This is a genomic window from Agromyces sp. CCNWLW213 (assembly GCF_037199545.1).
Lineage (GTDB): Bacteria > Actinomycetota > Actinomycetes > Actinomycetales > Microbacteriaceae > Agromyces.
In genome coordinates this window covers 485,749-508,080 of sequence record NZ_JBBBDX010000002.1, presented here as the reverse complement: position 1 = coordinate 508,080, position 22,332 = coordinate 485,749, and the positions used below count along the sequence as shown (strand labels likewise).

Sequence of the window (22,332 nt, the reverse complement as noted above, 5' to 3'; positions counted from 1 at the left end):
TCAGGGGCGCTTCGCCACGGCCCACTCGACGAGCCGGTCCGCGTCCCACGTCGTGATGATGCGCTCGGGCGGGATGCCGGCCGCCTCGGCGCGCGCGGCGCCGAGGGCGAGGAACCCGAAGTGCCCGGGCGCGTGTCCGTCGCTGTCGATCGAGAAACGGCATCCGGCGGCGAGCGCCAGGGCGATCAGCTCGTCGGGCGGATCCTCCCGCTCCGGGCGCGAGTTGATCTCGACGGCGACGTCGTGCTCGGCGCACGCCGCGAACACGGCCTCGTGGTCGAACTCCGACTGCGGGCGCGTGCCCCGCGAGCCCGTCACGAGCCGGCCGGTGCAGTGGCCGAGCACGTTGGTGTGCGGGTCCCGGACGGCCTGCAGCATCCGCCTCGTCATCTCATCGCGCGGGGCGCGCAGCTTCGAGTGGACGCTGGCCACGACCACGTCGAGCCGCTCGAGCAGGTCAGGCCGCTGGTCGAGGGTGCCGTCCTCGAGGATGTCCACCTCGATGCCCGTGAGGATCCGCACGCCCAGGTCGCCGCGCGATCGCTCGTCGGGCTCGTCGCCCTCGCCCCGGCCGGCCTCGCCGAGTCCGGCGTTCAGGGCCGCGACGATGTCGAGCTGTGACTCGAGGCGCTCGGGCGAGAGGCCGTTCGCCACGCGCAGGCTCGGCGAGTGGTCGGTGAGGGCGAAGTACGACAGCCCCGCGGATGCCGCGGCGCGGGCCATCGCCGCGATGCTCGTCGTGCCGTCCGACCAGTCGGAGTGGGCGTGCAGGTCGCCGCGGAGCTCGGCGCGCAGGCCGGTGGCGGACCGGGCGCCGGCCCGCTCGCGGAGGTCGGCGAGGTAGCCCGGCACCCGGCCGTCGAGCGCGTCGACGATGACGCCGAAGCTCGAGTCGCCGATGCCGGGCGTGCGCTTGAGCCGCCCGTCCGCCGCGCGGGTGCGGAGCTCGTCCTCCGACCAGGGCCCGATCACGCCCGCGGCGCGGCGGAAGGCCTTCGCCTTGAACGGCGAGGCGAGCTGCACCTCGAGCAGCGTCGCGATCTCCTCGAGCGCCTGCACCGGGTCCATCGCCCCAGTCTGCCCCGCGAAGGGCGTTCGGGTCGAGGAGCGGCGCGCTTCGTCACCCCCGCGATCAGTCGAATGCGACCGCGCGGACCGGGGCGCCGTCGCCGCCGAGGCGCAGCGGGAAGAACCCGATCCGCGTGCGCGACGGCAGCCCGCCGAGGTTCGCGACGTTCTCGACGATGAGCCCGTCGCCGCCGAGCACGACCTCGTGCACGGGGAACGACGTCGTGCCCGCGGCATCCGTCGGGTCGGGGCTCAGCGTGTCGACCGCCAGCACGCGCATGCCGCGGGCGACCAGCTCGCGTGCGGCATCCGGTGACAGGGCCGGATGCCGCAGGGCGCGCTCGGTGCCGAACCGCCGCCACCACCCCGTGTCGATCACGACGATGGCGGGCACCGTCGCCGGGATCTCGCCCAGCCGGTCGAGCCCGTAGGTCTCGCCGTCGCCGACGCCGTCGAGGTGCAGCACGAGCGCGTCGCCGACGAGCTCGTCGAGCGCCACCTCGGCCATCGTCCGCCCGCCCCCGACCGTGTGCGACGGCGCGTCGACGTGCGTGCCCGTGTGCGAGCCGAGCTCGAGCGCGGTGACCGCGGCGCCGTCGCGCTCGAGCTCGAGGGCCGGCGCGAGGTGCACCCCGGGGTCGCCGGGGTACACCATCATGCCGTCGGCGATGGGATGGCTGAGGTCGCGCATCGCCCGGCCGTCACGCGTCCGTCGGGGCGCCGCTGCGGCTCAGGTGCCGGCTCGGCTCGGCCGGGTGCGCCGACCGCTCGCGCAGCGACAGCACGAGGTAGAGCACGAACGTGAGCACGAACCCGGGGATCGTCGCGCCGATGGGCGTCGGCCACACGTAGGTCCAGACGTAGACGGCCACCGCGCCGACGACCCACGCGACCACGGCGAACCAGTTGACGCCCGCGAGGTACCAGTACCGTCCGCCCGTGGCGTTCAGGATGTCGGGCGTGTAGGCGCCGCGCTTGACGATGTAGTAGTCGGCGATCATGATCGCGAACACCGGGGCGAACAGGGCGCCGATCGTGACCAGGAACGTCGTGAACTGGTTCAGCAGCCCGAAGAACGTGGCGCCGATGATCGAGATGACGCCGAGGATGAGCGCGGTCGGCAGGAACTTCACGCGGGTGCCGGGGATGGCGTTGACCACCGTCGTCACCATGCCGTAGACGACCATCGTGTTCGTCGCCATGACCGAGACGAAGATCACGATGGCGAGCGGCCAGCCGAAGGGGTCGATGATCGTCACCGGGTCGAACGGGACGGCCTCGCCGCCCGAGAGCACGACGTACGCGATCGCGGTCGCGCCGAGCGACATGGAGATGATCGTCGAGAGGCTGTAGCCGACGCCGGCGCCGATGATGCCGTCGCGGCTGGTCTTCGCGAAGCGGTTGAAGTCGGCCGACAGCACGGTCCACGAGATCGCGGTCGCGATGACCACGTCGAGCACGAGGATCGGCGTGTAGATCGTGGGTGCGGGCTCGAGCGCGACGTACTCCGCCGGGGCGAACGTCGTGAACGCGGCGATGAAGATGTACGCCATGATCGCGAGCATGAGGGCCGCGAGCCACGGCTCGATGCGGGCGATGCCCTCGTGGCCGAAGATGGCCAGGACCACGACGATCGTCTGGCAGACGACCGCCCAGAGCACGGGCAGCGAGACCCCGGTGACCGAGGCGACGATGAAGTCGAGCGCGATGCCGGCGAGCATGGCCTGCACCCAGCTCCAGCCCATGAGGATCACCACGTTCGCCGCGACGGGCAGCAGGCTGCCGCGCGTGCCGAACGGCCCGCGCGTGAGCGCCATGGTCGGCAGGCCGGTGCGGGTGCCGATGTTGCCGACGAGCACGAGCACGACCGCACCGATCAGGGTGCCGACGACGATGAGGAGGATGACCAGGCCGTACTCCACCTCGGGCACGAACAGCGTGCCGGTGAGCAGGGTCGTGACGACGAGGTTCGCGGCGAGCCAGATCAGGCCGATGCGCACGAGCGAGAACTGCCCGCGCACCGGTCCGGCGTCGTCGGAGTTGCGTTCGAGGCGTTGTTCGAGGCGGGTGTAGAGCGACATTGCTGTGTCTCCTCGGTGGATGGGGTGGGTGGGGTCAGGCGTCGCCGTCGGCGGGGGAGGGCGCTGCGGGTGCGGGGGAGAGGTGCTCGTGGACGGCGACGAGGCCGCCCGCGGCATCCGATCGGAACACGATCGTCTCGCGCTCGCGGTACGAGTCGCGGCCCTCGCCGGTCTCGACGGTCGTGGCGACGGAGTGGGTGAACACGGCGCCGCCCGCGAGCAGCTGCACGTGCCGGTCGGCGGACTCGCACGAGACGACGCGCCATCCGCTCGCGACCCACTCGTCCCACAGCCGCTCGTACGCGGCCCGGTCGTCGAGCCGGGCGGGCTCGGTGTGGAACACGAATGTCGCCTCGGGGTCGAAGCACGCGAAGTACCGGTCCCGGTCGGTGGCGGCGAAGGCGTCGACGATCGCGGATGCCGCGGCCTCGACCTCCTCGCGCAGGGGCGCCTCGGATTCGTTCATGGACTCGGCTCCTTCGCCGTTCGGGGTGGGCGTCTCGGTAGGGCGCTGCGCGCCTACCCGACGACCGGGGTTCGGGGCGCCATGGCGCTCAGCAGCTCGTACGCGACATGGCTCGCCGCGACGCCCGTGAGCTGGGCGTGGTCGTAGGCCGGCGCGACCTCGACGACGTCGGCGCCGACGATGTCGCGGTCGGCGAGGGCGCGGAGCATCCGGAGCAGCTCGCGACTCGTGAGCCCTCCGGCCTCGGGGGTGCCGGTTCCCGGCGCGTGGGCGGGATCGAGCACGTCGATGTCGATGGAGATGTACAGCGGGGCGTCGCCGATCCGGGCGCGAAGGCGCTCGATCGCGCTCGCGACGCCGTGCTCCTCGAGGTACTCGCTCGTGATGATCGAGAAGCCGAGCCGCTCGTCGTCCTCGAGGTCGCTCTTGGCGTAGAGGGGCCCGCGGATGCCGACGTGCATGCTCGCGGTGAGGTCGATGAGTCCTTCCTCGCTCGCGCGGCGGAACGGCGTGCCGTGCGTGGTGGGGGCGCCGAAGTAGGTGTCCCACGTGTCGAGGTGGGCGTCGAAGTGCAGCACCGCGACCGGTCCGTGCTGCGCGTGCACGGCGCGCAGCAGCGGCAGCGCGATCGTGTGGTCCCCGCCGATCGCGAGGAGTCGCGCGGCGCTCGAGTGCAGTTCGCGGGCGCCGGCCTCGACCTCGCGGACGGCCTCGGCGATGTCGAAGGGGTTCACGGCGATGTCGCCCGCGTCGGCGACCTGCTGCGCGCCGAAGGGGAAGACGTCCTGCGCGGGGTTGTACGGCCGCAGCAGGCGCGAGGCCTCGCGGACGTGCGCCGGGCCGAAGCGCGCCCCGGGCCGGTAGCTCACGCCGGAGTCGAACGGGATGCCGACGATCGCGACATCCGCCCGGCCCACCTCGTCGAGGCGGGGGAGGCGCGCGAAGGTGGCGATCCCGGCGAAGCGCGGCACGACGCTCGCGTCCACCGGGCCGATCGGGCCGTACTCCGAAGTGGGTTGCATATTGAGAAACTTCCAGTACTATCGAGACAACTTGCACACACGGTACGCCCCGAGGAGCTCGAACGTCAAGGGGCCGACGGATGCCGCGACGCCGCGCGGCGCGAGAGGAGCCCGCAGTGCGACCCATCCACCCGTCCGCGACCGGCGGACCGCCCATCGGCGCCAAGCTCCGCAGCACGCGCATGGCGCAGGGGCTCACCCTCGCCCGCGTCGCCGAGTCCAGCGGCCTCAGCAAGGGATTCCTCAGCCGCCTCGAACGCGACGAGACCTCGCCGAGCGTCGCCACGCTCGTGCAGCTGTGCCAGGTGCTCTCGCTGCCGGTCGGCGCGCTGTTCGCCGAGCCCGAGATCCAGAAGGTCAGCCGCGCCGACGCGCCGCGGATCAACCTCGGCGGCGTGCACGTCGACGAGCACCTCATGTCCCCGCGCGGCGAGGAGCGCGTGCAGCTGCTCCGCTCGTCGCTCGCGCCCGGCGCGCACGGCGGGCACGAGCTCTACACCGTGAACTGCGACGTCGAGGTGCTGCACGTGTTCTCGGGCGCGGTCGAGGTGCGGTTCGCCGACCGCACGGTCCGCCTCGAGGCGGGCGACGCGCTCACCTTCCCCGGCCGCGAGCCGCACACGTGGGTCGCCGACGACGACGGACCCGCCGAGGTCGTGTGGGTGCTCGTCCCGGCGCCGTGGAGCGGGTCGGCGTAGCCGGCGGCATCCGGTCGCGCACCATAGCGGATCGCCGCGCTGCCGCGAGGGGGCTGCGCCCACGCCCGCGCGCGGCCTAGGGTCGAGCCATGATCTTCGGCAGAGGACGAGACGGGTCCGCGGACCTCGCGGACGACGCCACCGGCGACGAGGTGCGACGCGGCGCCGGCGGCCCCATCTGGAACGACCGCCTCGGACGGTGGGCGATCCGCAGCACCCAGATCCTGGTGGTCACGGCCCTCGCCGCGCTCGCGGTGTGGGCGCTGCTGCAGGTGCGGCTGCTCGTGATCCCGGTGCTCATCGCGCTGATCCTCGCGGCGGCGGCTGCTCCGCTGATCGCCTTCCTCCGGCGCAAGGGCTGGTCGCCCATGCTCGCCGCATGGTCGACGCTGCTCGGCGGCATCCTGATCCTCGGCGGCATCGTCACGCTCATCGTCTTCGCCGTCCGGGGGCAGTGGGAGAGCCTCGTGGAGTCGGCGACCGAGGGGTTCGAGGACCTGCTCGGCTGGGTGCAGGAACTGCCGTTCCCGATCGACCAGCAGCAGATCGACGACGCGCGCGACTCGATCATCGAGTTCGTCACGAGCGCCGAGTTCGGACAACGCGCGCTCACCGGAGTGACGCAGGCGACCGAGTTCGTCACCGGGCTCATCCTCATGCTGGTGGTGCTGTTCTTCTTCCTCAAGGACGGCGACCGGATCTGGGCGTTCTTCATGCGCCCCTTCTCGGGGGAACGGCTCGAGCGGGGACGCCGCGTCGGGACCACGAGCGTCAAGGTGCTCGGCGGCTACGTGCGCGGCACCGCGATCATCGCCCTCGTCGACGCGGTCGCGATCGGCATCGGCCTCGCCGTGCTCCAGGTTCCGCTCGCCCTTCCCCTCGCGGTCATCGTGTTCCTCACCGCGTTCATCCCGCTCGTGGGCGCCACCGTCGCGGGCATCCTCGCGGCGCTCGTCGCCCTCGTCGCCAACGGGCCGGTCGTCGCCCTCATCGTGGTGGGCATCGTCATCGTCGTGAACCAGCTCGAGGGCGACCTGCTCCAGCCGGTCGTGATGGCGCAGTCGCTCAAGCTCCACCCGCTGGTCATCCTCGTCGCCCTGACCGCCGGCACCATCCTCGGCGGGATCGTGGGGGCCGTGCTCGCGGTGCCGCTCACGGCGGTCGGCTGGGCGATCGTCAAGGTGTGGGAGGGCGAGGACCCCTCGATCGACGAACGCCGGCCGCTCCGCCTCAGGCGTCGCAGGGTGAAGGAGCTGAAGGCCGACTCCGCGGGCGGGACCACGGTCGCGTGAGTCGCGAGTCGCGCCGGCGACGCCCGTCGCGCCCGGCGGGCGCGGTCGGGCGCGTCCCGCATGCCGCTCCGGCGCTGTTCGCGGCCGCCGCGACGAGCTACGCCGCGAACGCCGCGCTGGGCGCGTCCGTCGCGCTGCGCGTCATCGACACGCGGGACTTCCGATGGGTGCACCACGCGCTCTACCTCACGACGGTCGCGATGTCGGCCGCCGCGTTCTCCACGGCGTGGTGGGGCCGCCCGCGCGAGGCGGCGGGCGCTGCGGCCGCGACCCTCCTGCCCGCGTTCGTTCCGCTCGCCGTCATCCCGTACGCGGGGACGCACACGCGGCGGCATCCGCTGATCGCCCTCACCGCGGCGCCGTTCATCGCCGCCGCCGCCATCCGAGCCAGGAGGTAGCCCGCATGGAACTGCTCGACGCCATCCGCCGCCGGAAGACCACGAACGGGCCGTTCCTGCCCGACCCCGTCTCCGAGGAGCACCAGCGCACGCTCATCGAGGCGGCGGGGCGCGCCCCGAGCCAGCTCAACAGCCAGCCGTGGCGGTTCGTGCTCATCGAGGACCGCTCGACGATCGAGGCCATCGCGCGCATCTCGGGCGAGAGCATGACCGAGGCGATGTCGAACGGCACGTTCTTCGAGCGGTACAAGCCGTACTTCCGCTTCAGCCAGGCGGAGATGGAGGAGAAGCGGTCGGGGATGCTGTTCGACCGGCTCCCCGCGGCGCTGCGGCCGTTCACCTCCCAGGTCTTCACGAAGCGCGGGCAGAAGCTCATGAACACGTTCGGGGTGCCGAAGACCCTCGGCGAGGAGAACCGCAGGCTCGTCGCGGGTTCGCCCCTGCTGATGGGCGTGATGCTCGACCGGTCGGAGTACCGCCCCGGGCAGCTGTCGTCGTTCTACTCGGTGTTCAGCATGGGCGCCGCGATGGAGAACGTCTGGCTCACGACGGTCGAGCTCGGCATGGGGATCCAGTTCATCTCGTTCCCGATGGAGGTGCCGGGCCGCTGGGAGGAGATCGTGCGGCTGCTGCGTGTGCCCGGCGAACTCGAGCTCATGGCCGTGTACCGGCTCGGCTACGTGCCCGTCGAGCAGCGGAGGCCGGCGATCGACTGGGTCAGCCACGAGCGCAAGCTGCCGTCGCAGGTCGTGTTCCGCGAGACCTGCGACACGCCGCAGACCGGGTGGGACGAGCCCCTGCAGCGGGCCGACGGCGCGTAGCCGGTCGGCGCCGCGGGAGGACTTCGCGCGGACGGGAGGGCCGTCCGCGCGGTCGGGTCCGCCGCTCCGCGCGATCTCCTCCGCTCAGTGCGCGGCGAGGTGCGCCTCGAGGCGGTCGATCGCCGCGAGCTGGCCCTTCACGAGCAGGGTGCGCGCCTCCGCGGCATCCGCCCACCGGGCCTCGTCGATCTCGGGGAACGCGGCCGTGCGTCCCGAGCGCGGCGGCCACTCCATCTCGAACAGGCCGGGGCGGAGCTCGTCGAGCTCGAATCCGGGCGCCTCGCCCGCGAACACGTGCAGCACCTTCCCCGAGGACGCCCGCACGGTGCCGAGGTCGACGTAGTCCACGGATGGCGCAGCCGTGCCGGTCTCCTCGCCGAACTCGCGCAGCGCCGCGGACAGGGGCGACTCGCCGGGCTCGAGCAGCCCCTTCGGGATCGACCACGCCTGCTCGTGCCGCTTCGCCCAGAACGGACCGCCCATGTGCGCGACGAACACCTGCAGGGTCGGCGCGCGGCTGAAGAGCAGGATGCCCGCGCTCGTCACCGGCACGATCGCCCCGGGCTCACCTCGGCTTGACGAACGACCACAGTGCGGCGGCCGCGAGGATGCCGCCGACCACCACGATTCCCCCGATCGCGAGCCAGAGCACCGTCTCGATGTCGATGTCCATCCGCACCTCCCCGTGTGATGGGCCCATTCTGCCGGGCCGGTCGGGCTCGGGCCACCCCCGACCCGCGGTTCGCGGACGACGGAGGCGCCCGGGACCGATCGGACGGAACCGCCCCGAGCGGCCCCCGCCGTCCTGGGACGGGGAGGCTACGCTCGAGGCAACCGACGAAGGGGGCGACGGATGTCGAAGGTGCTGGTCATCGGAGGGCACGGGCGGGTGGCGCTGCAGGTCGAGCGGCTGCTGGCCGAGCGGGGCGACGAGGTGGACGCCGTGATCCGCAACCCCGACCACGCGCCCGACGTCGAGGCGACCGGGGCGAACCCGGTGGTGGCGGATGTCGAGGCCCTCGACGTCGACGGGCTCGCCGAGCTCATCGCCGGGCACGACGCCGTGGTCTGGTCGGCGGGCGCCGGCGGGGGCGACCCCGAGCGCACCCGCGCGGTCGACCACGACGCGGCGGTGCGCTCGATGGACGCCGCCGAGCGCGCGGGCGTGCGACGGTACGTGATGGTGTCGTACTTCGGCTCGCGGGTCGACCACCGGGTTCCCGCCGACAGCGCGTTCCGGCACTACGCCGACGCGAAGGCCGACGCCGACGAGCACCTGCGCACGACCGGGCTCGAGTACACCATCCTCGGCCCGTCGACGCTCGCCGACGGGCCCGGCACGGGTCGCATCGACGCGACCGGCGAGGAGAGCGGCCAGGTCGACCGGGCGGATGTCGCGGCCGTCGTGGTCGCGACCCTCGACGAGCCGGCGACGATCGGGCGCACCATCCGCTTCAACAACGGCGACACCCCGATCGCCGACGCGCTCCGGGTGGCGTCGTGAACGCGATCTTCCGCAAGCTGAACCTCACGGGCGATCGGCCCGTGCACGTGATCGACGCACCCGCCTCGTTCGAGCCGGAACTCGCCGAGGTCGCCGAGACGAACGCCGTGGTGCGCTCGCTCGACGGCGTCGCGGGCGCGACCTTCGCGATGGCCTTCGCGACGAAGCAGCACGAGGTCGACGCGTTCGCCGAGGCCGTCTCGCGCGCCACCGAGGGCGACGCCACGGTGTGGGTCGCGTACCCGAAGGGCTCGTCGAAGCGCTACACGTGCGAGTTCAACCGCGACACGGGCTGGGCGGCCCTCGGCGCGGCCGGGTTCGAGCCGGTGCGGCAGGTCGCGATCGACGAGGACTGGTCGGCGCTGCGGTTCCGGCGGGTCGAGTACATCGCGAAGCTCACGCGGTCCGCCGCGCTCTCCGAGCAGGGGCGCGCGCGCCTCGGCGACGGCGGCCTCACGACGTGAACGGCACGCTCCCCGCGCTGCAGTACGAGCCGGGGGAGTGCACGAGGTGCGCGATGCGCAGCTCGGCCGCGTCGTCGTCGCTCGCCTGCGGCCGCAGCGCCGGGTCGACGTTCCACGCGAACGGCGTGGCATCCGGGTTCGCCCGGGCGTGCTCGCGCAGCGCGACCGGCAGCAGGCGCAGGCGCCGGTCGATCCACTCGGCGTCCCACGGCCCCTCGGCGAGGATCTGCTCGGCGGGGCGGAACTCGTAGTAGATCGTCCGGCGGAGCCGGTTGCCGGTGACCGCCTCGGAGCCGTGCACGACCATGACGTCGTGCACGAGCACGTCGCCCGGCTCGAGCTCGACCTGGATGACGCCGGGCGCGTCCCATCCGAACTCCTCCTGCAGCTGGCAGACGTCGACGGGCGCGAGGTGCGAGCCGGGCGCCACGCGCAGCGCGCCCTCGCCGGCGCGCGACGCGTCGAGGTAGACGTCGATGTTGAAGATGCGGTGCGTGCGCGGGTGCACCGCGTCCTGGTGCCAGTCGATCGCGGCGCCGTCGCCCTCGTCCTTGAACACGAGCGACTCGTAGGTCGGCACGAGGTCGGGACCGGCGAGGCTCTCGGCGATGCCGAGCACGGCGGGGCTGCCGAGCAGCTCGAGCGACGCCGCCTGCCCCTTGGCGTGCAGGTAGTCGACGCGGAACATGCGGCGCTCGCCGCCCCGCGTCGCCCACTGGTAGTCGGATGCCGCGGCGTCGCCCTCGTCGAGGGCTCGGCCGTCGGCGATCCAGGCGTCGGCCGCCTCCTGCAGGCGTGCGAGGGTCGCGGCGGGGATCCGCCCGCGCAGCACGAGGTAGCCGTGCTCGTCGAACAAGCGCACCTGCTCGGGCGTCAGGTGGTGGTCGGGGGCGACGGATGCCGCGTGCGCGGCGGCGTCGGCGATGGTCATCGTTCGTCCTTCCGGTCGTGGTCGCTTCCACGCTAGAGGCGAGGATCGCGCAGCTCTTCTCGCCTCGTGTGCGAGAATTCCGGGATCATGCGATCCGATGGGGCGGAAACCAGACACGGCTCGACATCGTTCGGGCTCGCGTGCTGGCGGGGGGCGCCCGAGGCGATGACGCTCGCACACCGGCACGACGACCTCGAGTTCGACGTGTCGCCGGGCCGGCTCGAGTACCTCGTCGACGGGCGGACCGTGGCCATCCCGCCCGGCACGCTGGCCGTGTTCTGGGCGGCGCGACCCCATCAGCTCGTGACGGACGCCTCGCGGAGCCTCGTGTCGTGGCTGACGGTGCCCCTGGGCACGGCGCTCGGGTGGGGGCTGCCGGGCGGGCTGGTCGGACGCCTGCTCGGCGGCGGCTTCGCGCTCGTGGCCGAGCGTCCGGGGCTCGAGCTGGCGGAGCGCGTCGACGTGTGGGCGGGCGAGCTGGCCGCGGGCGGCGAGGCGCGCCGCGCGGCAACCGCCGAGATCGAGGGCTTCGCGCGGCGCGCGGCCCTCGCTGCGACGGACGCCGAGGCGACCGCGGCGGGCACGGCCCGGGGTGCCGCCATCCGGCCGGACGCCGCCGCGATGGCCGCCTGGATCTCGGAGCACGCCGCCGACGACGTGCGCATGGACGACGTGGCGTCGCACGTCCACCTCGCGCCGCAGCACGCGATGACGGTGTTCCGCCGTGCGCTCGGCATCACGATGGGCGAGTACCTCGCGCAGTGCCGCGTGGCGCGCGCGCAGCACCTGCTGCTCACGTCCGACCTGCCCGTGCCGGAGGTCGGGCACGCGGCGGGCTTCCGGTCGCAGAGCCAGTTCTACGCGCGGTTCCGCGAGCGCTGCGGAGCGCCGCCGGCGGCGTATCGTCGGCGCCTGCGCGGCTGAGGGGCGTCGGGGTCAGGCCGACTCGCGCCAGACGATCTCGCAGTCCAGGCGCTGCTCGGCCGGCAGGTCCTCGCCGCGGAGCCGCGCGAGCACGAGGCGAGCCGCCTCGGCGCCGAGTCCCGCGGCCGGCTGGCGCACGGTCGAGAGCCGCGGCGTCGTGCGGCGTGCCCAGGCGCTGTCGTCGAACCCCACGACGCCGACGTCCTCGGGGACGCGGCGCCCCGCCTCCTTGAGCGTCTCGATCGCGCCCGCCGCGACCGCGTCGGAGGCGGCGAACACGCCGTCGAGGTCGGGCGCTCGCTCGAGCAGCCGGCGCATGCCGTCGCGGCCGGCCGAGTAGGAGTAGAGCGGCACGGGTTCGACGAGCGTCTGGTCGAACCGGTCGCCGAGCGCCGCCCGGAACCCGGTGAGCCGGTCGGCGCCGGAGTCGCGGTCGAGTGCGGCCGCGATCATGCCGATGCGCCGGCGCCCGGTCGCGGCGAGCCGCTCGGTGATCGAGCGCGCGGCGCCGCGGTTGTCGATGACGACGAACGAGGCGGTGCTCGCCGCGCCGGGCGGATGCCCGACGTACGCGGCGGGCATCTGCAGGCGTTCGACGACGCGCGTGATGGGATCGTCGGCTCGCGCCGAGACGATGATCACGCCGTCGACGAGGCCGCCCGAGAGGTATCTCGCGACCCGGTCGGTGTCGCGCTCGGTGTCGACGATGAGCACGGCCATCTGGTGGTCGGCCTCGGAGAGGAGGGCGTTCGCGCCCAGCAGGATCTCGCCGATGTTGGGATCCTCGACGAAGAGCGAGTGCGGCTCGTGCACGATGAAGCCGACCGCCTGGGTGCGCTGCATGACGAGGTTGCGCGCCGCGGTGTTGGGCACGTAGCCGACCTTCGCGATCGCGGCCTCGATCGCCTCGCGAGCGGCGGCGGAGACGTAGCGCTCGCCGTTGACGTAGCGGCTGACGGTGCCGCGCGAGACGCCGGCCTCGAGGGCCACGTCGTGCACGGTGGCGCGCTTGGATCGCGTCGGCCTCGTCGTCATGCGACTCACTGTATCCGGGCGGAGGTGTTGACACGGTCGCAACACGATGTCATTCTGTGTACGTTCACAGAAATCGCCGCGGCGGACCGCTCAGGCAAAACTGTGCACGTTCACAGAATCAACGACGATCACCGGGAGCACCGTGGACCACCACGCGACGACGCTGGCGCCGATCCCGCCGCTGCAGGCCGAGCCTGCGCCCGCCGCCGCCCGCCCCCGCTTCCAGCACCAGGGCATCGCCTTCGGGTGCGACTACAACCCCGAGCAGTGGGACCCGGCCGTCTGGCGCGAGGACGTCGCGCTCATGCGCGAGGCGGGGGTCGACCTCGTCGCGGTCAACATCTTCGGCTGGGCCTCCCTCCAGGCGCCGAACGGCGGGTTCGAGTTCGACGCCCTCGACGAGGTCATCGGACTGCTGCACGACGCCGGCATCCGGGTCAACCTCGGCACCGGCACCGCGTCCCCGCCGCCGTGGCTCACGACCCGCCATCCGGAGATCCTCCCGGTCGTCGACGACGGCACGACCCGGTTCCCCGGCGGCCGGCAGGCCTGGTGCCCGAGCTCGCCCACGTTCCGCCGCTACGCGCTCGCGCTCGTCGGCGCCGTGGCCGAGCGGTACGGCGCGCACCCCGCCGTCGCGCTGTGGCACGTGTCGAACGAGCTCGGCTGCCACAACGCCCTGTGCCACTGCGACGAGAGCACCCGTGCGTTCCGCCGATGGCTGCGCGAGCGCCACGGCACGATCGACGAGCTGAACCGTGCGTGGGGGACCAGCTTCTGGAGCCAGCGCTACACCGACTGGGACGAGATCCTCACGCCCAAGCTCACGCTCTCGAGCCGCAACCCGGGCCAGGTGCTCGACTTCCACCGGTTCTCGTCCGAGCAGCTCCTCGACCACTACCGCGCCGAGGCCGCCGTCGTCCGCCGGCACAGCGAGCTGCCGATCACGACGAACTTCATGGTGACCGCCCACATCCGCAACCTCGACTACTGGTCGTGGGCCGCCGACATGGACGTCGTCGCCAACGACCACTACCTCGACCACCGCCTCGGCGAACCGCGCACCGAGCTCGCGTTCGCCGCCGACCTGACCCGCGGACTCGCGGGCGGCGAGCCCTGGCTGCTCATGGAGCACTCCACCGGCTCGGTCAACTGGCAGCCGGTCAACCTCGCGAAGGAGCCGGGGCAGCTGGCCCGCAACTCCCTCGCGCACGTCGCCAGGGGCGCCGACGCCGTCTGCTTCTTCCAGTGGCGCGCGTCCCTCCAGGGGTCCGAGAAGTTCCATTCCGCGCTCGTGCCCCACGCCGGCACCGACTCCGAGCTGTGGCGCGAGGTCACCGAGCTGGGCCGCGTCGTGGGCGCACTCGACGAGGTCGCGGGAACGCGCGTGCAGGCCGACGTCGCCCTGCTCTTCTCGTGGGAGTCCTGGTGGGCCTCGGACGCCGAGACCCGCCCCACGCACGCGATCGAGTACCTCGACCAGGTGCACGCGCTCTACGGCGCGCTCCACGACCTCGGCGTGACCGTCGACGTGGTCCGGCCCGGCGCCGACCTCGGCGACTACCGGCTCGTCGTCGTCCCGGGCCTCTACCTCGTCTCGGACGCCGACGCGCCCGCGCTCGACGCCGCCGTGGCATCCGGCACCCACGCCCTCGTGACGTTCTACAGCGGCATCGTCGACGAGCACGATCGCGTGCGGCCCGGCGGCTACCCGGGTGCGTGGCGCGACCTGCTCGGCATCCGGGTCGAGGAGTTCGCGCCCGTGCTCCCCGGCACGCCCATCGCGCTCGAGTCGGGCGCCACGGCGTCCCTCTGGGCCGACCGGCTCGAAGCGACGGATGCCGCGGTGCTCGACCGCTTCGCCGACGGCCCCGCCGCCGGCCGCCCTGCGGTGACGCGACGCTCCGGGACCGACGGTGCCGGCGACGCCTGGTACGTGGGCACGCTGCTCGGACGCGACGACCTGCGCGCGCTCGTCGCGCGCGCGGTCGAGGGCGCCGGGGCGACCCCTGCGCCGGGGGCGTCGGCCGACGTCGAGATCACGCGTCGAGCCGGCGAGGGCCGCGCGTACACGTTCGTCGTCAACCACGGCGTCGACGACGCGGAGGTCGCCGTGCGCGGCACCGAGCTCGTGACCGGAGCCGTCGTCGACGGGGGCCTCGTGGTGCCCGGCGGCGCCGTCCGAGTGATCAGAGAGGAGGGCGCGGAATGACCGCTCCCGTGACCACCCCGACCGGCACGCGCGACGCCGCACGCGGCCGCGGGGGCGGCCGACCCAAGGCGGTCCGCCGCAAGGTGCAGCACCCGGGCGCGATCCTCGCGTTCGTCGCGCCGTTCGGCATCCTGTTCGTGCTCTTCTACCTCGTGCCGATCGCCGTGGCGATCTGGCAGTCGATGCTCGTCGTCGAGCGCGAGGGCACGTACGGCGCCGCCACCGAGGTGTTCGGCGGATTCCAGCAGTACGCGCTCGTGTTCCAGAACGAGGCGTTCTGGACCTCGGTCGGCCGGGTGCTGGTCTTCGGCGTCGTGCAGGTGCCGGTCATGCTCGGACTCGCGCTGCTCTTCGCACTGCTGCTCGACTCGCCGCTCATCCGCGGCAAGAAGTTCTTCCGCCTCGCCTTCTTCGCGCCGTACGCGGTGCCGGGCGTCATCGCGGCGATCATGTGGGGCTTCCTGTACTCGCCGAACCTGTCGCCGTTCGAGGCGCTCACGAGCCAGGTGAACCTGCTCTCGGCCGACTTCGTCCTCTGGGCCATCGCGAACGTCGTGACGTGGGTGTTCGTCGGCTACAACATGCTCATCATCTACTCGACGCTGCTGGCCATCCCGCAGGAGATCTACGAGGCGGCCCGCATCGACGGAGCCGGGCAGGCCCGCATCGCGTGGTCGATCAAGATCCCGCTCGTGCGTCCCGCCCTCGTGCTCACGGCCGTGCTGTCGATCATCGGCACGCTCCAGCTCCTCGCCGAGCCGCAGACGTTCCGGTCGTTCAGCTCGGCCGTCACGAGCACCTACACGCCGAACATGACGATCTACGCGACCAGCGCGGTGCCCAACGTGTCGCTCGCCGCCGCCTTCTCGGTCGTGCTCGCGCTCGCCACGTTCATCCTGTCGTTCACGTTCCTGCGACTCACCCGACGGAAGGGAGCGGACGCATGAGCACCGCGATCGGCCCGGACGCGACCTCCGCCACCCCGGCCGTCAACCCGCGCGGCGTCGACCGTCACGGCGACCTGCCGACGATCGGACGGGGACCGCGGGAGAGCATCCTCTCGCGCACGGGCGCCATGCTCGTCATGGCGGTCTTCACGCTGTACTTCCTCGTGCCGATCTGGTGGCTGCTCGTGGCCTCCACCAAGGAGCGCGGCGACCTCTTCAGCACCAACCCGCTGTGGTTCGCCGACTTCCGCCTGTTCGAGAACATCGGCGACCTGTTCGCGTACCGCGACGGCGTGTACCTGAAGTGGATCCTCAACAGCCTCCTCTACGCCGGCCTCGGCGCGGTCGTCGCGACGATCCTCGCGGCGATGTGCGGCTACGCCCTCGCGAAGTACCGCTTCCCCGGCCGCGAGACGATCTTCAACGTCGTGCTCGGCGGGGTGCTCGTGCCGGCCACCGCACTGGCGCTGCCGCTGTTCCTGCTCTTCAGCCGGGTGCAGCTCACCGACACGTTCTGGGCCGTGTTCCTGCCGAGCGTCGTGAGCCCGTTCGGCGTGTACCTCTCGCGCGTCTTCGCCGAGGCCTCCGTGCCCGACGAGCTGCTCGAGGCGAGCCGTCTGGATGGCGCGGGGGAGATCCGCACCTTCTTCACCGTGTCGATCCGCCTCATGTTCCCCGCGCTCATCACGGTGTTCCTGTTCCAGTTCGTGACCATCTGGAACAACTTCTTCCTGCCGCTCATCATGCTGCGCAGCGAGGAGCTGTTCCCCGTCACCTACGGGCTCTACGCCTGGAACTCGACCATCAACCAGTTCCCCGAGCTGCGCACCTACGTGCTCGTCGGGTCGCTGCTCTCGATCATCCCGCTGATCATCACGTTCCTGCTGCTTCAGCGCTACTGGCGCACCGGCCTCGGTGCCGGCTCCCTGAAGTAGACACCCCGCCCGGGGGCATCCGGGTCGCAACCACCCCACCGAGAAGAGGAAACCATGCGTCACACGAAACGAGCGGTCACCGCAGCCCTGCTCACCTCCGCCGCGCTCGCCCTGACCGGGTGCGCCGCGGGCGGCGCGAGCACCGGCGGCGGCGACGACGCCGCGGCGTCCTGCGAGCCCGCGGGCGAGGACGTCACGCTCACGTTCACGAGCTGGATCCCCGGCATCGAGGACGCCGTCGCGATCTGGAACGAGGAGAACCCGGACATCCAGGTCGAGGTGCAGACCGGCCCCTCGGGCAACGCCGGCACGTACCAGAACTTCTTCAACCAGCTCGAGGCGGGCAACGCCCCCGACCTCGGCCAGATCGAGTACGACGCACTGCCGAACTTCCGCGTGCAGGACGGCCTCGTGAACCTCGGCGCGTGCGAGGACGTGCTCGCCGCCGAGGACCAGTTCCTCGACTGGACCTGGGGCCAGGTCACGCTCGGCACCGAGGACGAGGTCTACGGCATCCCGCAGGACCAGGGCCCGATGGCGCTGTTCTACCGCAGCGACCTCTTCGAGCAGGCCGGCATCGAGGTGCCGACCACGTGGGAGGAGTACCGTGCGGCGGCCGTGACGATCCGCGAGCAGGGCGGCTACATCACGAACTTCTCGCAGACCGACATCAACCAGTTCGCCGGCTTCGTCTGGCAGGCGGGCGGCCAGTGGTTCGGCAACGACGGCGAGGCGTGGGACGTCGAGCTGACGAGCGAGGAGTCGATGACGGTCGCCGAGTACTGGCAGGACCTGATCGAGAACGACCTCGTGTCGACCTACCCGGCGTGGACCGACGAGTGGAACAACGCCTACAACTCCGGTGAGGTCTGGACCTGGAACTCGGCCGTCTGGGGCGCCAACTCGATCCTGTCGGGCGCGCCGGACACGGCGGGCAACTGGTCGGTCGCGCTCGCACCGCAGTGGAACGAGGGCGACGCGGTCGCCGGCAACTGGGGCGGCTCCTCCATCGCCGTGTTCAACGGCACCGAGCACCTCTACGAGGCGGCGAAGTTCGCGCTCTGGCTGAACACCTCCGAGGAGGCGCTCACGTCGCTCAACCAGACGGCGCAGATCTACCCGGCCACCGAGGCCGGCCTCGAGCTGCCCGTGCTGAAGGAGGGCGTCGAGTTCTACGGCGGCCAGCCCATCTACGACGTGTTCGCCGAGGCGGCCGCGCAGGTCAGCCCCGACTTCGTCTGGGGTCCGACCATGACGCAGACCTACGCCGACGTCTCCGACGGGTTCAAGGCCGCCGCATCCGGCAGCAGCACCCTGATGGAGGCACTCGAGAAGGGCCAGTCGTCGACCATCGACGCGCTCGAGGCCCAGTCCATCCCGGTCGCGGAGTAACGCTCCGCCTCGAACCGGCCCGTGCCACGATCGAACGATGGACCACTCGACGACGATGCCGCCGACGCCGCCGACCATGCTCGCCGAGCGGGTCGGGCCGGTCGTGCCGCCGACGGCCGCGCCGCATCCGGATGTCGCGACGTGGCGCCCTGCCGCGCCGTCCGACCTCGACGCGCTGGTCGACCTCCACGCCGCGATCGCCGAGGTCGACCATCCGCACTGGACCCAGCGCCGCGACGAGCTCGCGGAGGCGTTCGGTCTCTCGCACGTCGACGTCGCCCGCGACACGCTCGTCGGCCACGCCCATGACGGTCGTGCGATCGCGCACGGCCTCGTGATGTGCCCGCCCGGCCGCGAGACCAAGGTGCGCTCGTTGGTGCTCGGCGGCGTCCACCCGGGCTTCCGGCGCCGCGGCATCGGCCGAGCGCTGCTCGACTGGCAGCTCGGCCGGGCCCGCGAGCAGCTCGCCGAGAGCGGCGAGCGCCTGCCCGGATGGGTCATGGCCTACGTCGAGCAGGGCGTGACGGATGCCGCGGCGCTCCTGGACCGCGCCGGCCTCCACGTCGCTCGGCACTTCTCGACGCTCGAGCGCGACCTGTCCGCGCCGATCGAGGCGCCCCGCGCGACGCCCGACGGCCTTCGCGTCGAGCCCTGGGCGGAGCGGTGGTCCGAGTCGGCGCGGCTCGCCCGCAACGCGGCGTTCGCCGACCACTGGGGCAGCCAGTCGACGGACGCCGAGAGCTGGCGCGCGATGACGGCCGAGTCGGCGCTCGCCCCGGCCCTGTCGTTCCTCGCGGTCGCGCCGGATCCGGTGTTGGGGGCCGAGCAGGTCGTGGCGTTCGTCATCGCCCTCCGGAACGAGGAGGACTGGGCCGGTCAGGGCTTCACGTCCGCCTACGTCCGGCTCGTGGGCGTCGTCCGCGGGCACCGCGGGCGCGGCCTCGCGCGGGTGCTGCTCGCGCACCACCTCGCGGCCGCGGCGGCCGACGGGCTCGAGCGCTCCACGCTCGACGTCGACGCCGAGAACCCGACCGGCGCACTGCGCCTCTACGCGGGCATGGGGTACGTGGTCACGCACGGGCACGCGAGCCACGTGCGGGAATACTGAGGAGGACCGACGTGACGTACGCGATCCCGGGCAGCACGCCGGACGGCGGGGGACCGATCGGCGAGACCTACGGCGCGGCCGTCGTGCGCGTGGGCGACGCGTCGCTCGTGGTCGACGCGCTCCGCGGCATCCGCTTCACGGGCTGGGTCGCGCCGGCCGACTCGGGATGGGTCGTCGCGCTCGGCGACCCCGGCGACGGGACGGTCGCGACCGGCCGCAGCGGCGTGCTCGAGGTCGGGGCGGCGCTCGCCGCGGCGCTGCACACCGTGGTGGTGGTCGCGCGCGTGCGGCTCGACCGTCAGCTCGTGCTCGCCGCGTTCCGTGGCGCGGACGAGCTGGGCCGCTACTCGAGCGACCCGTCGCAGGAACCGGGCGCCGACGACGCGGTCGTCGACGAGCCCTACGGCGTCGAGCACGCGTCAGCGTTCGCCGAGGCGGTGGGCCGCGCGGATGCCGCGGACGAGCTCGCCGACCTGCTCGGCGAGGAACTCGACCCCGACAGCGTCTACGAGTCGGAGCGGCTGGCGCGCGTGCTCGGACTGCTCGGGCTGCCGCGCTGGGTCGTCGCGGCGGGCGCCCTCCCGCGCGACATCCCCACAGGCCCCCGCGCGAAGGAGCTGATCCGGTTGGGCGCGGGCTCGGTCGGGGCGAAGGGCGCGGTGCAGGGCCGGGCCGCGGCCGCCGCGCGTCGACGGATGCCGCCGCCCCCCGCGATCGCGGACCCGCCGCGCGCCGACGACCCGGGCATCGACCCGTGGCTGCTGTGAGCGCCGACGGTCGGAGGCCCGCGACGCGCGCGCGGGGTCTGGTCGCACGGCCCGCCCGGGAGTAGCATCGCCCGCACCTGCCGGCCGACACCAGCTCAGGAGGTCACCATGAGCATGACGCTCGACGAACTGCCCGCCGTCGCCGAATGCTCGGTGACCGGTTGCTCGTACAACGACCATTCCCACTGCCACGCCGCGGCGGTCACGATCGCGGGCAGCGTCGGCGACGCCGAGTGCGCGACGTTCATCCCGCTCGGCACGAAGGGCGGCCTCGACAAGGTGATCTCGCACGTCGGCGCCTGCCAGCGCTCGGAGTGCGTGCACAACGAGTCGCTCGAGTGCACCGCGACGGCGGTCCGGGTCGGTCCGGGCGCCGTGGATGCGGACTGCCTCACGTACGAGCCGCGCTGACCGCGGCGCGCCGTCCGCACCGGCTGCGCCGCCGCCGGCTCCGGGGTCGTTCTGCTGTGAGCGGATCGCCCTGTCGCGCGAGCGGAGCGCTGCGTACCCTCGGGGCATGGGCAGGCTGATCGAGTTCCCGCAGGCCGAGCCGCCGCGCGCGACGCGTCCGCTCTGGCGGCACGCACTCGGCGAGGTCCTCCGCGAGGAGCGCCTCGACCAGGACCGCATCCTGACCGAGGTCGCTGCGACGGCGGGCGTCTCGCCCCAGTACCTCTCCGAGGTCGAGCGGGGGCGCAAGGAGGCGTCGTCCGAGGTGCTCGGTGCGGTCTCCGACGCGCTCGGGCTCGACCTCGCCGACGTCGTGGGGCGCGTCGCCGGGCGCCTCGGCGCCCGGACGGCGGCTCGACCCGGTGCGCGCACGACCGCACCCGAGCACGCACGCGTCGCCCGCCCGGACGCGACCCCAGCGGCGCCGCGCGGCGTGCCGCCCGTCATGATCGACCTCGCGGAGCCCGGGCTCGACGTTCGCCGGTCGACGTCCGCGTCGCCCGGCGCCGCGGGCGCCGAGGTGTTCCTCCTCGTCGCCTGAGCGGCCGGACGGCGCGCGCCGTCACCGCCAGGGTGCGGGCACCGCGCCGGCCTGCGCGGCGAGCACCTGGTCGGCGATCCCGTAGTCGACAGCGGCGCGGGCCGGGAGGATCAGGTCGCGGTCGGTGTCGACGCGGATCGCTTCCGCCGACCGGCCGGTGTCCGCGGCCAGGGCGGACTCCAGCTCGGCCCGCACCCGCAGCACCTCGTCGGCGTGGAGGATCAGGTCGGGCACCGCGCCGCGTCCCTGCGTCGACGGCTGGTGCAGCGTGACCGTGCTGTGCGGGAGCATCGAGCGCTGCCCTCGCGCGCCGCCCGCGAGCAGCACGGCGGCCGGCCCGCCGGCCCGGCCCACGCACGTCGTCGCGACATCCGGTCTGATGTGCTGCATGGTGTCGTACACCGCGAGCGCGGCGCCCGGCGAGCCGCCGGGGGAGTTCACGTAGAGGCTGATCGGCGCCTCGCTCGAGTCGGACGCGAGGTGCAGGAACTGCGCGATGAGCACGTTGGCGACGCCGTCGTCGATCTCGGTGCCGAGGTAGACGATGCGCTCGGAGAGCAGCCGGCTGTAGACGTCGAGCGACCGCTCGACGCCGCCGCGCTTCTCGACGACGTAGGGGATCGCGTACGAGCTCATGCGGGCACCCCCAGTCCGGCGACGGCGCGCGGTTCGAGCGGGAACAGCTCGTCGAACCGGTCGGCGACGTGATCGATGAAGCCGTAGTCGACCGACTGCTCGGCCGTGTACCAGCGGTCGCGCAGCGAGTCGTGCGCAATCCGCTCGACCGTCTGTCCGGTGTACCGGGCGATGAGGCCGAGCACGGTGTCGCGCGTGTGCCGCAGGTCGTCGGCCTGGAGCTCGATGTCGACCGCCGTGCCGCCGATGCCCGCCGAGCCCTGATGCAGCAGGATCCGCGAGTGCGGCAGTGCGGCCCGCTTGCCGGGCGTACCCGCGGTGAGCAGGAACTGCCCGGCGCTCGCGGCCATGCCGACGGCGATGGTGGCGACGTCGTTCGGGATCGCGCGCATGACGTCGTGGATCGCCAGCATGGCCGGCACCGACCCGCCGGGCGAGTTGATCCAGAAACGGATGTCGCGTCGCGGGTCGTCGGCGGCGAGCGCCACGAGCTGCGCGCAGATGCGGTTGCCGCCGGCCTGGTCGAGCTCGTCGCCGAGCACGATGATGCGCTCATGGAAGAGCCGCCGGGTGAGTTCGGCGTCGATGGGCTGGACGGGTGGGGTCTCGCGATCGCTCATGCCCCCCAGCCTTCTCCGCA

Annotated in this window: 25 protein-coding genes; 15 read left to right on the top strand and 10 right to left on the bottom strand. The window is 72.8% G+C overall.

What is annotated here, in order from left to right; genetic code table 11:
* From WBQ80_RS06645 to speB, 5 genes are all read right to left on the bottom strand, one after another.
* A complete protein-coding gene (locus WBQ80_RS06645) occupies positions 1-1,068 on the bottom strand; it encodes a PHP domain-containing protein (protein WP_336570431.1) in 1,068 nt (355 codons plus the stop codon).
* A gap of 64 nt (positions 1,069-1,132) precedes the next feature.
* Positions 1,133-1,759 (bottom strand): cyclase family protein, encoded by a 627-nt coding sequence (locus WBQ80_RS06640; RefSeq protein WP_336570430.1) that lies wholly within the window; start codon positions 1,757-1,759, stop codon positions 1,133-1,135.
* 10 nt (positions 1,760-1,769) lie between these two features.
* Positions 1,770-3,149, bottom strand: coding sequence for a purine-cytosine permease family protein (locus WBQ80_RS06635; protein WP_336570429.1), 1,380 nt, complete (start codon positions 3,147-3,149; stop codon positions 1,770-1,772).
* Between the two features lie 34 nt (positions 3,150-3,183).
* Complete coding sequence (locus WBQ80_RS06630; protein ID WP_336570428.1) at positions 3,184-3,615, bottom strand: YybH family protein; 432 nt, start codon at positions 3,613-3,615, stop codon at positions 3,184-3,186.
* Between the two features lie 53 nt (positions 3,616-3,668).
* Positions 3,669-4,637: an agmatinase gene (gene speB, locus WBQ80_RS06625; protein WP_336570427.1), complete on the bottom strand. Its 969-nt coding sequence runs from the start codon at positions 4,635-4,637 to the stop codon at positions 3,669-3,671.
* 116 nt (positions 4,638-4,753) lie between these two features.
* On the opposite strand from speB, the gene WBQ80_RS06620 reads away from it, so the two are divergent.
* From WBQ80_RS06620 to WBQ80_RS06605, 4 genes are all read left to right on the top strand, one after another.
* Complete coding sequence (locus WBQ80_RS06620; RefSeq protein WP_336570426.1) at positions 4,754-5,335, top strand: helix-turn-helix domain-containing protein; 582 nt, start codon at positions 4,754-4,756, stop codon at positions 5,333-5,335.
* An 89-nt stretch (positions 5,336-5,424) separates the two neighbouring features.
* Positions 5,425-6,627, top strand: a complete 1,203-nt coding sequence (locus WBQ80_RS06615) for an AI-2E family transporter (RefSeq protein ID WP_336570425.1) — start codon at positions 5,425-5,427, stop codon at positions 6,625-6,627.
* Complete coding sequence (locus tag WBQ80_RS06610; protein WP_336570424.1) at positions 6,624-7,025, top strand: hypothetical protein; 402 nt, start codon at positions 6,624-6,626, stop codon at positions 7,023-7,025. Before WBQ80_RS06615 ends, WBQ80_RS06610 begins: the two co-directional genes overlap by 4 nt.
* A gap of 5 nt (positions 7,026-7,030) precedes the next feature.
* Positions 7,031-7,846 (top strand): nitroreductase family protein, encoded by an 816-nt coding sequence (locus tag WBQ80_RS06605; RefSeq protein ID WP_336570423.1) that lies wholly within the window; start codon positions 7,031-7,033, stop codon positions 7,844-7,846.
* Between the two features lie 84 nt (positions 7,847-7,930).
* Here WBQ80_RS06605 and WBQ80_RS06600 read toward each other — a convergent pair whose 3' ends face one another.
* A complete protein-coding gene (locus WBQ80_RS06600) occupies positions 7,931-8,392 on the bottom strand; it encodes an NUDIX domain-containing protein (protein WP_337282499.1) in 462 nt (153 codons plus the stop codon).
* A gap of 307 nt (positions 8,393-8,699) precedes the next feature.
* Here WBQ80_RS06600 and WBQ80_RS06595 point away from each other — a divergent pair, with 307 nt between their 5' ends.
* Both WBQ80_RS06595 and WBQ80_RS06590 read left to right on the top strand, forming a co-directional pair.
* Positions 8,700-9,350 (top strand): SDR family oxidoreductase, encoded by a 651-nt coding sequence (locus tag WBQ80_RS06595; protein ID WP_336570419.1) that lies wholly within the window; start codon positions 8,700-8,702, stop codon positions 9,348-9,350.
* Positions 9,347-9,814, top strand: a complete 468-nt coding sequence (locus WBQ80_RS06590) for a hypothetical protein (RefSeq protein ID WP_336570417.1) — start codon at positions 9,347-9,349, stop codon at positions 9,812-9,814. Before WBQ80_RS06595 ends, WBQ80_RS06590 begins: the two co-directional genes overlap by 4 nt.
* Here the strand turns inward: WBQ80_RS06590 and WBQ80_RS06585 are convergent.
* Positions 9,804-10,745, bottom strand: a complete 942-nt coding sequence (locus WBQ80_RS06585; protein ID WP_336570416.1) for a phytanoyl-CoA dioxygenase family protein — start codon at positions 10,743-10,745, stop codon at positions 9,804-9,806. The two genes, WBQ80_RS06590 and WBQ80_RS06585, sit on opposite strands and share 11 nt — an antisense overlap.
* 165 nt (positions 10,746-10,910) lie before the next feature.
* Between WBQ80_RS06585 and WBQ80_RS06580 the strand changes: the two genes are divergently transcribed.
* Complete coding sequence (locus tag WBQ80_RS06580) at positions 10,911-11,669, top strand: AraC family transcriptional regulator (RefSeq protein ID WP_336570415.1); 759 nt, start codon at positions 10,911-10,913, stop codon at positions 11,667-11,669.
* A gap of 12 nt (positions 11,670-11,681) precedes the next feature.
* Here the strand turns inward: WBQ80_RS06580 and WBQ80_RS06575 are convergent, their stop codons facing one another.
* A complete protein-coding gene (locus tag WBQ80_RS06575) occupies positions 11,682-12,704 on the bottom strand; it encodes a LacI family DNA-binding transcriptional regulator (protein WP_336570414.1) in 1,023 nt (340 codons plus the stop codon).
* A gap of 181 nt (positions 12,705-12,885) precedes the next feature.
* Here WBQ80_RS06575 and WBQ80_RS06570 point away from each other — a divergent pair, with 181 nt between their 5' ends.
* The 8 genes from WBQ80_RS06570 (at position 12,886) to WBQ80_RS06535 (ending at position 21,056) form a co-directional block, all read left to right on the top strand.
* Entirely contained in the window at positions 12,886-14,916 is a 2,031-nt protein-coding gene (locus WBQ80_RS06570; protein ID WP_336570575.1) for a beta-galactosidase, read from the top strand.
* The gene (locus WBQ80_RS06565) at positions 14,913-15,863 is read left to right on the top strand and encodes a carbohydrate ABC transporter permease (protein WP_336570413.1); all 951 of its coding nucleotides are present in this window, start codon (positions 14,913-14,915) and stop codon (positions 15,861-15,863) included. The genes WBQ80_RS06570 and WBQ80_RS06565 overlap by 4 nt, the downstream gene beginning before the upstream one ends.
* A 128-nt stretch (positions 15,864-15,991) precedes the next feature.
* On the top strand, positions 15,992-16,798 hold the full coding sequence (locus WBQ80_RS06560; RefSeq protein WP_442892659.1) for a carbohydrate ABC transporter permease: 807 nt from the start codon (positions 15,992-15,994) through the stop codon (positions 16,796-16,798).
* Positions 16,799-16,852: 54 nt separating this feature from the next.
* Positions 16,853-18,190: an ABC transporter substrate-binding protein gene (locus tag WBQ80_RS06555; protein ID WP_336570411.1), complete on the top strand. Its 1,338-nt coding sequence runs from the start codon at positions 16,853-16,855 to the stop codon at positions 18,188-18,190.
* 37 nt (positions 18,191-18,227) lie between these two features.
* A complete protein-coding gene (locus tag WBQ80_RS06550) occupies positions 18,228-19,298 on the top strand; it encodes a GNAT family N-acetyltransferase (protein ID WP_337282498.1) in 1,071 nt (356 codons plus the stop codon).
* 11 nt (positions 19,299-19,309) lie between these two features.
* Positions 19,310-20,065, top strand: coding sequence for a hypothetical protein (locus WBQ80_RS06545; RefSeq protein WP_336570409.1), 756 nt, complete (start codon positions 19,310-19,312; stop codon positions 20,063-20,065).
* A 108-nt stretch (positions 20,066-20,173) separates the two neighbouring features.
* Positions 20,174-20,476, top strand: coding sequence for a DUF1540 domain-containing protein (locus tag WBQ80_RS06540; RefSeq protein WP_336570408.1), 303 nt, complete (start codon positions 20,174-20,176; stop codon positions 20,474-20,476).
* Between the two features lie 106 nt (positions 20,477-20,582).
* A complete protein-coding gene (locus WBQ80_RS06535) occupies positions 20,583-21,056 on the top strand; it encodes a helix-turn-helix domain-containing protein (RefSeq protein ID WP_336570407.1) in 474 nt (157 codons plus the stop codon).
* Positions 21,057-21,077: 21 nt separating this feature from the next.
* On the opposite strand, the gene WBQ80_RS06530 is transcribed toward WBQ80_RS06535, so the two are convergent.
* Positions 21,078-21,692 (bottom strand): ClpP family protease, encoded by a 615-nt coding sequence (locus WBQ80_RS06530; protein ID WP_336570406.1) that lies wholly within the window; start codon positions 21,690-21,692, stop codon positions 21,078-21,080.
* Positions 21,689-22,312 carry a ClpP family protease gene (locus tag WBQ80_RS06525; protein WP_336570405.1) on the bottom strand — a complete coding sequence of 208 codons (624 nt, stop codon included), beginning with the start codon at positions 22,310-22,312 and terminating at the stop codon, positions 21,689-21,691. Before WBQ80_RS06525 ends, WBQ80_RS06530 begins: the two co-directional genes overlap by 4 nt.
* Positions 22,313-22,332: the final 20 nt, after the last annotated feature.

Excerpts from the sequence above, each read along its gene's own strand:
- WBQ80_RS06525 (WP_336570405.1), bottom strand. The coding sequence starts at position 22,312 with ATGAGCGATCGCGAGACCCCACCCGTCCAGCCCATCGACGCCGAACTC.
- WBQ80_RS06560 (WP_442892659.1), top strand. The coding sequence starts at position 15,992 with ATGCTCGTCATGGCGGTCTTCACGCTGTACTTCCTCGTGCCGATCTGG.
- WBQ80_RS06605 (WP_336570423.1), top strand. The coding sequence starts at position 7,031 with ATGGAACTGCTCGACGCCATCCGCCGCCGGAAGACCACGAACGGGCCG.
- WBQ80_RS06615 (WP_336570425.1), top strand. The coding sequence starts at position 5,425 with ATGATCTTCGGCAGAGGACGAGACGGGTCCGCGGACCTCGCGGACGAC.
- WBQ80_RS06635 (WP_336570429.1), bottom strand. The coding sequence starts at position 3,149 with ATGTCGCTCTACACCCGCCTCGAACAACGCCTCGAACGCAACTCCGAC.
- WBQ80_RS06540 (WP_336570408.1), top strand. The coding sequence starts at position 20,174 with ATGAGCATGACGCTCGACGAACTGCCCGCCGTCGCCGAATGCTCGGTG.
- WBQ80_RS06565 (WP_336570413.1), top strand. The coding sequence starts at position 14,913 with ATGACCGCTCCCGTGACCACCCCGACCGGCACGCGCGACGCCGCACGC.
- WBQ80_RS06530 (WP_336570406.1), bottom strand. The coding sequence starts at position 21,692 with ATGAGCTCGTACGCGATCCCCTACGTCGTCGAGAAGCGCGGCGGCGTC.
- speB (WP_336570427.1), bottom strand. The coding sequence starts at position 4,637 with ATGCAACCCACTTCGGAGTACGGCCCGATCGGCCCGGTGGACGCGAGC.
- WBQ80_RS06555 (WP_336570411.1), top strand. The coding sequence starts at position 16,853 with ATGCGTCACACGAAACGAGCGGTCACCGCAGCCCTGCTCACCTCCGCC.
- WBQ80_RS06550 (WP_337282498.1), top strand. The coding sequence starts at position 18,228 with ATGGACCACTCGACGACGATGCCGCCGACGCCGCCGACCATGCTCGCC.
- WBQ80_RS06630 (WP_336570428.1), bottom strand. The coding sequence starts at position 3,615 with ATGAACGAATCCGAGGCGCCCCTGCGCGAGGAGGTCGAGGCCGCGGCA.
- WBQ80_RS06585 (WP_336570416.1), bottom strand. The coding sequence starts at position 10,745 with ATGACCATCGCCGACGCCGCCGCGCACGCGGCATCCGTCGCCCCCGAC.
- WBQ80_RS06580 (WP_336570415.1), top strand. The coding sequence starts at position 10,911 with ATGACGCTCGCACACCGGCACGACGACCTCGAGTTCGACGTGTCGCCG.
- WBQ80_RS06640 (WP_336570430.1), bottom strand. The coding sequence starts at position 1,759 with ATGCGCGACCTCAGCCATCCCATCGCCGACGGCATGATGGTGTACCCC.
- WBQ80_RS06595 (WP_336570419.1), top strand. The coding sequence starts at position 8,700 with ATGTCGAAGGTGCTGGTCATCGGAGGGCACGGGCGGGTGGCGCTGCAG.
- WBQ80_RS06575 (WP_336570414.1), bottom strand. The coding sequence starts at position 12,704 with ATGACGACGAGGCCGACGCGATCCAAGCGCGCCACCGTGCACGACGTG.
- WBQ80_RS06645 (WP_336570431.1), bottom strand. The coding sequence starts at position 1,068 with ATGGACCCGGTGCAGGCGCTCGAGGAGATCGCGACGCTGCTCGAGGTG.
- WBQ80_RS06535 (WP_336570407.1), top strand. The coding sequence starts at position 20,583 with ATGGGCAGGCTGATCGAGTTCCCGCAGGCCGAGCCGCCGCGCGCGACG.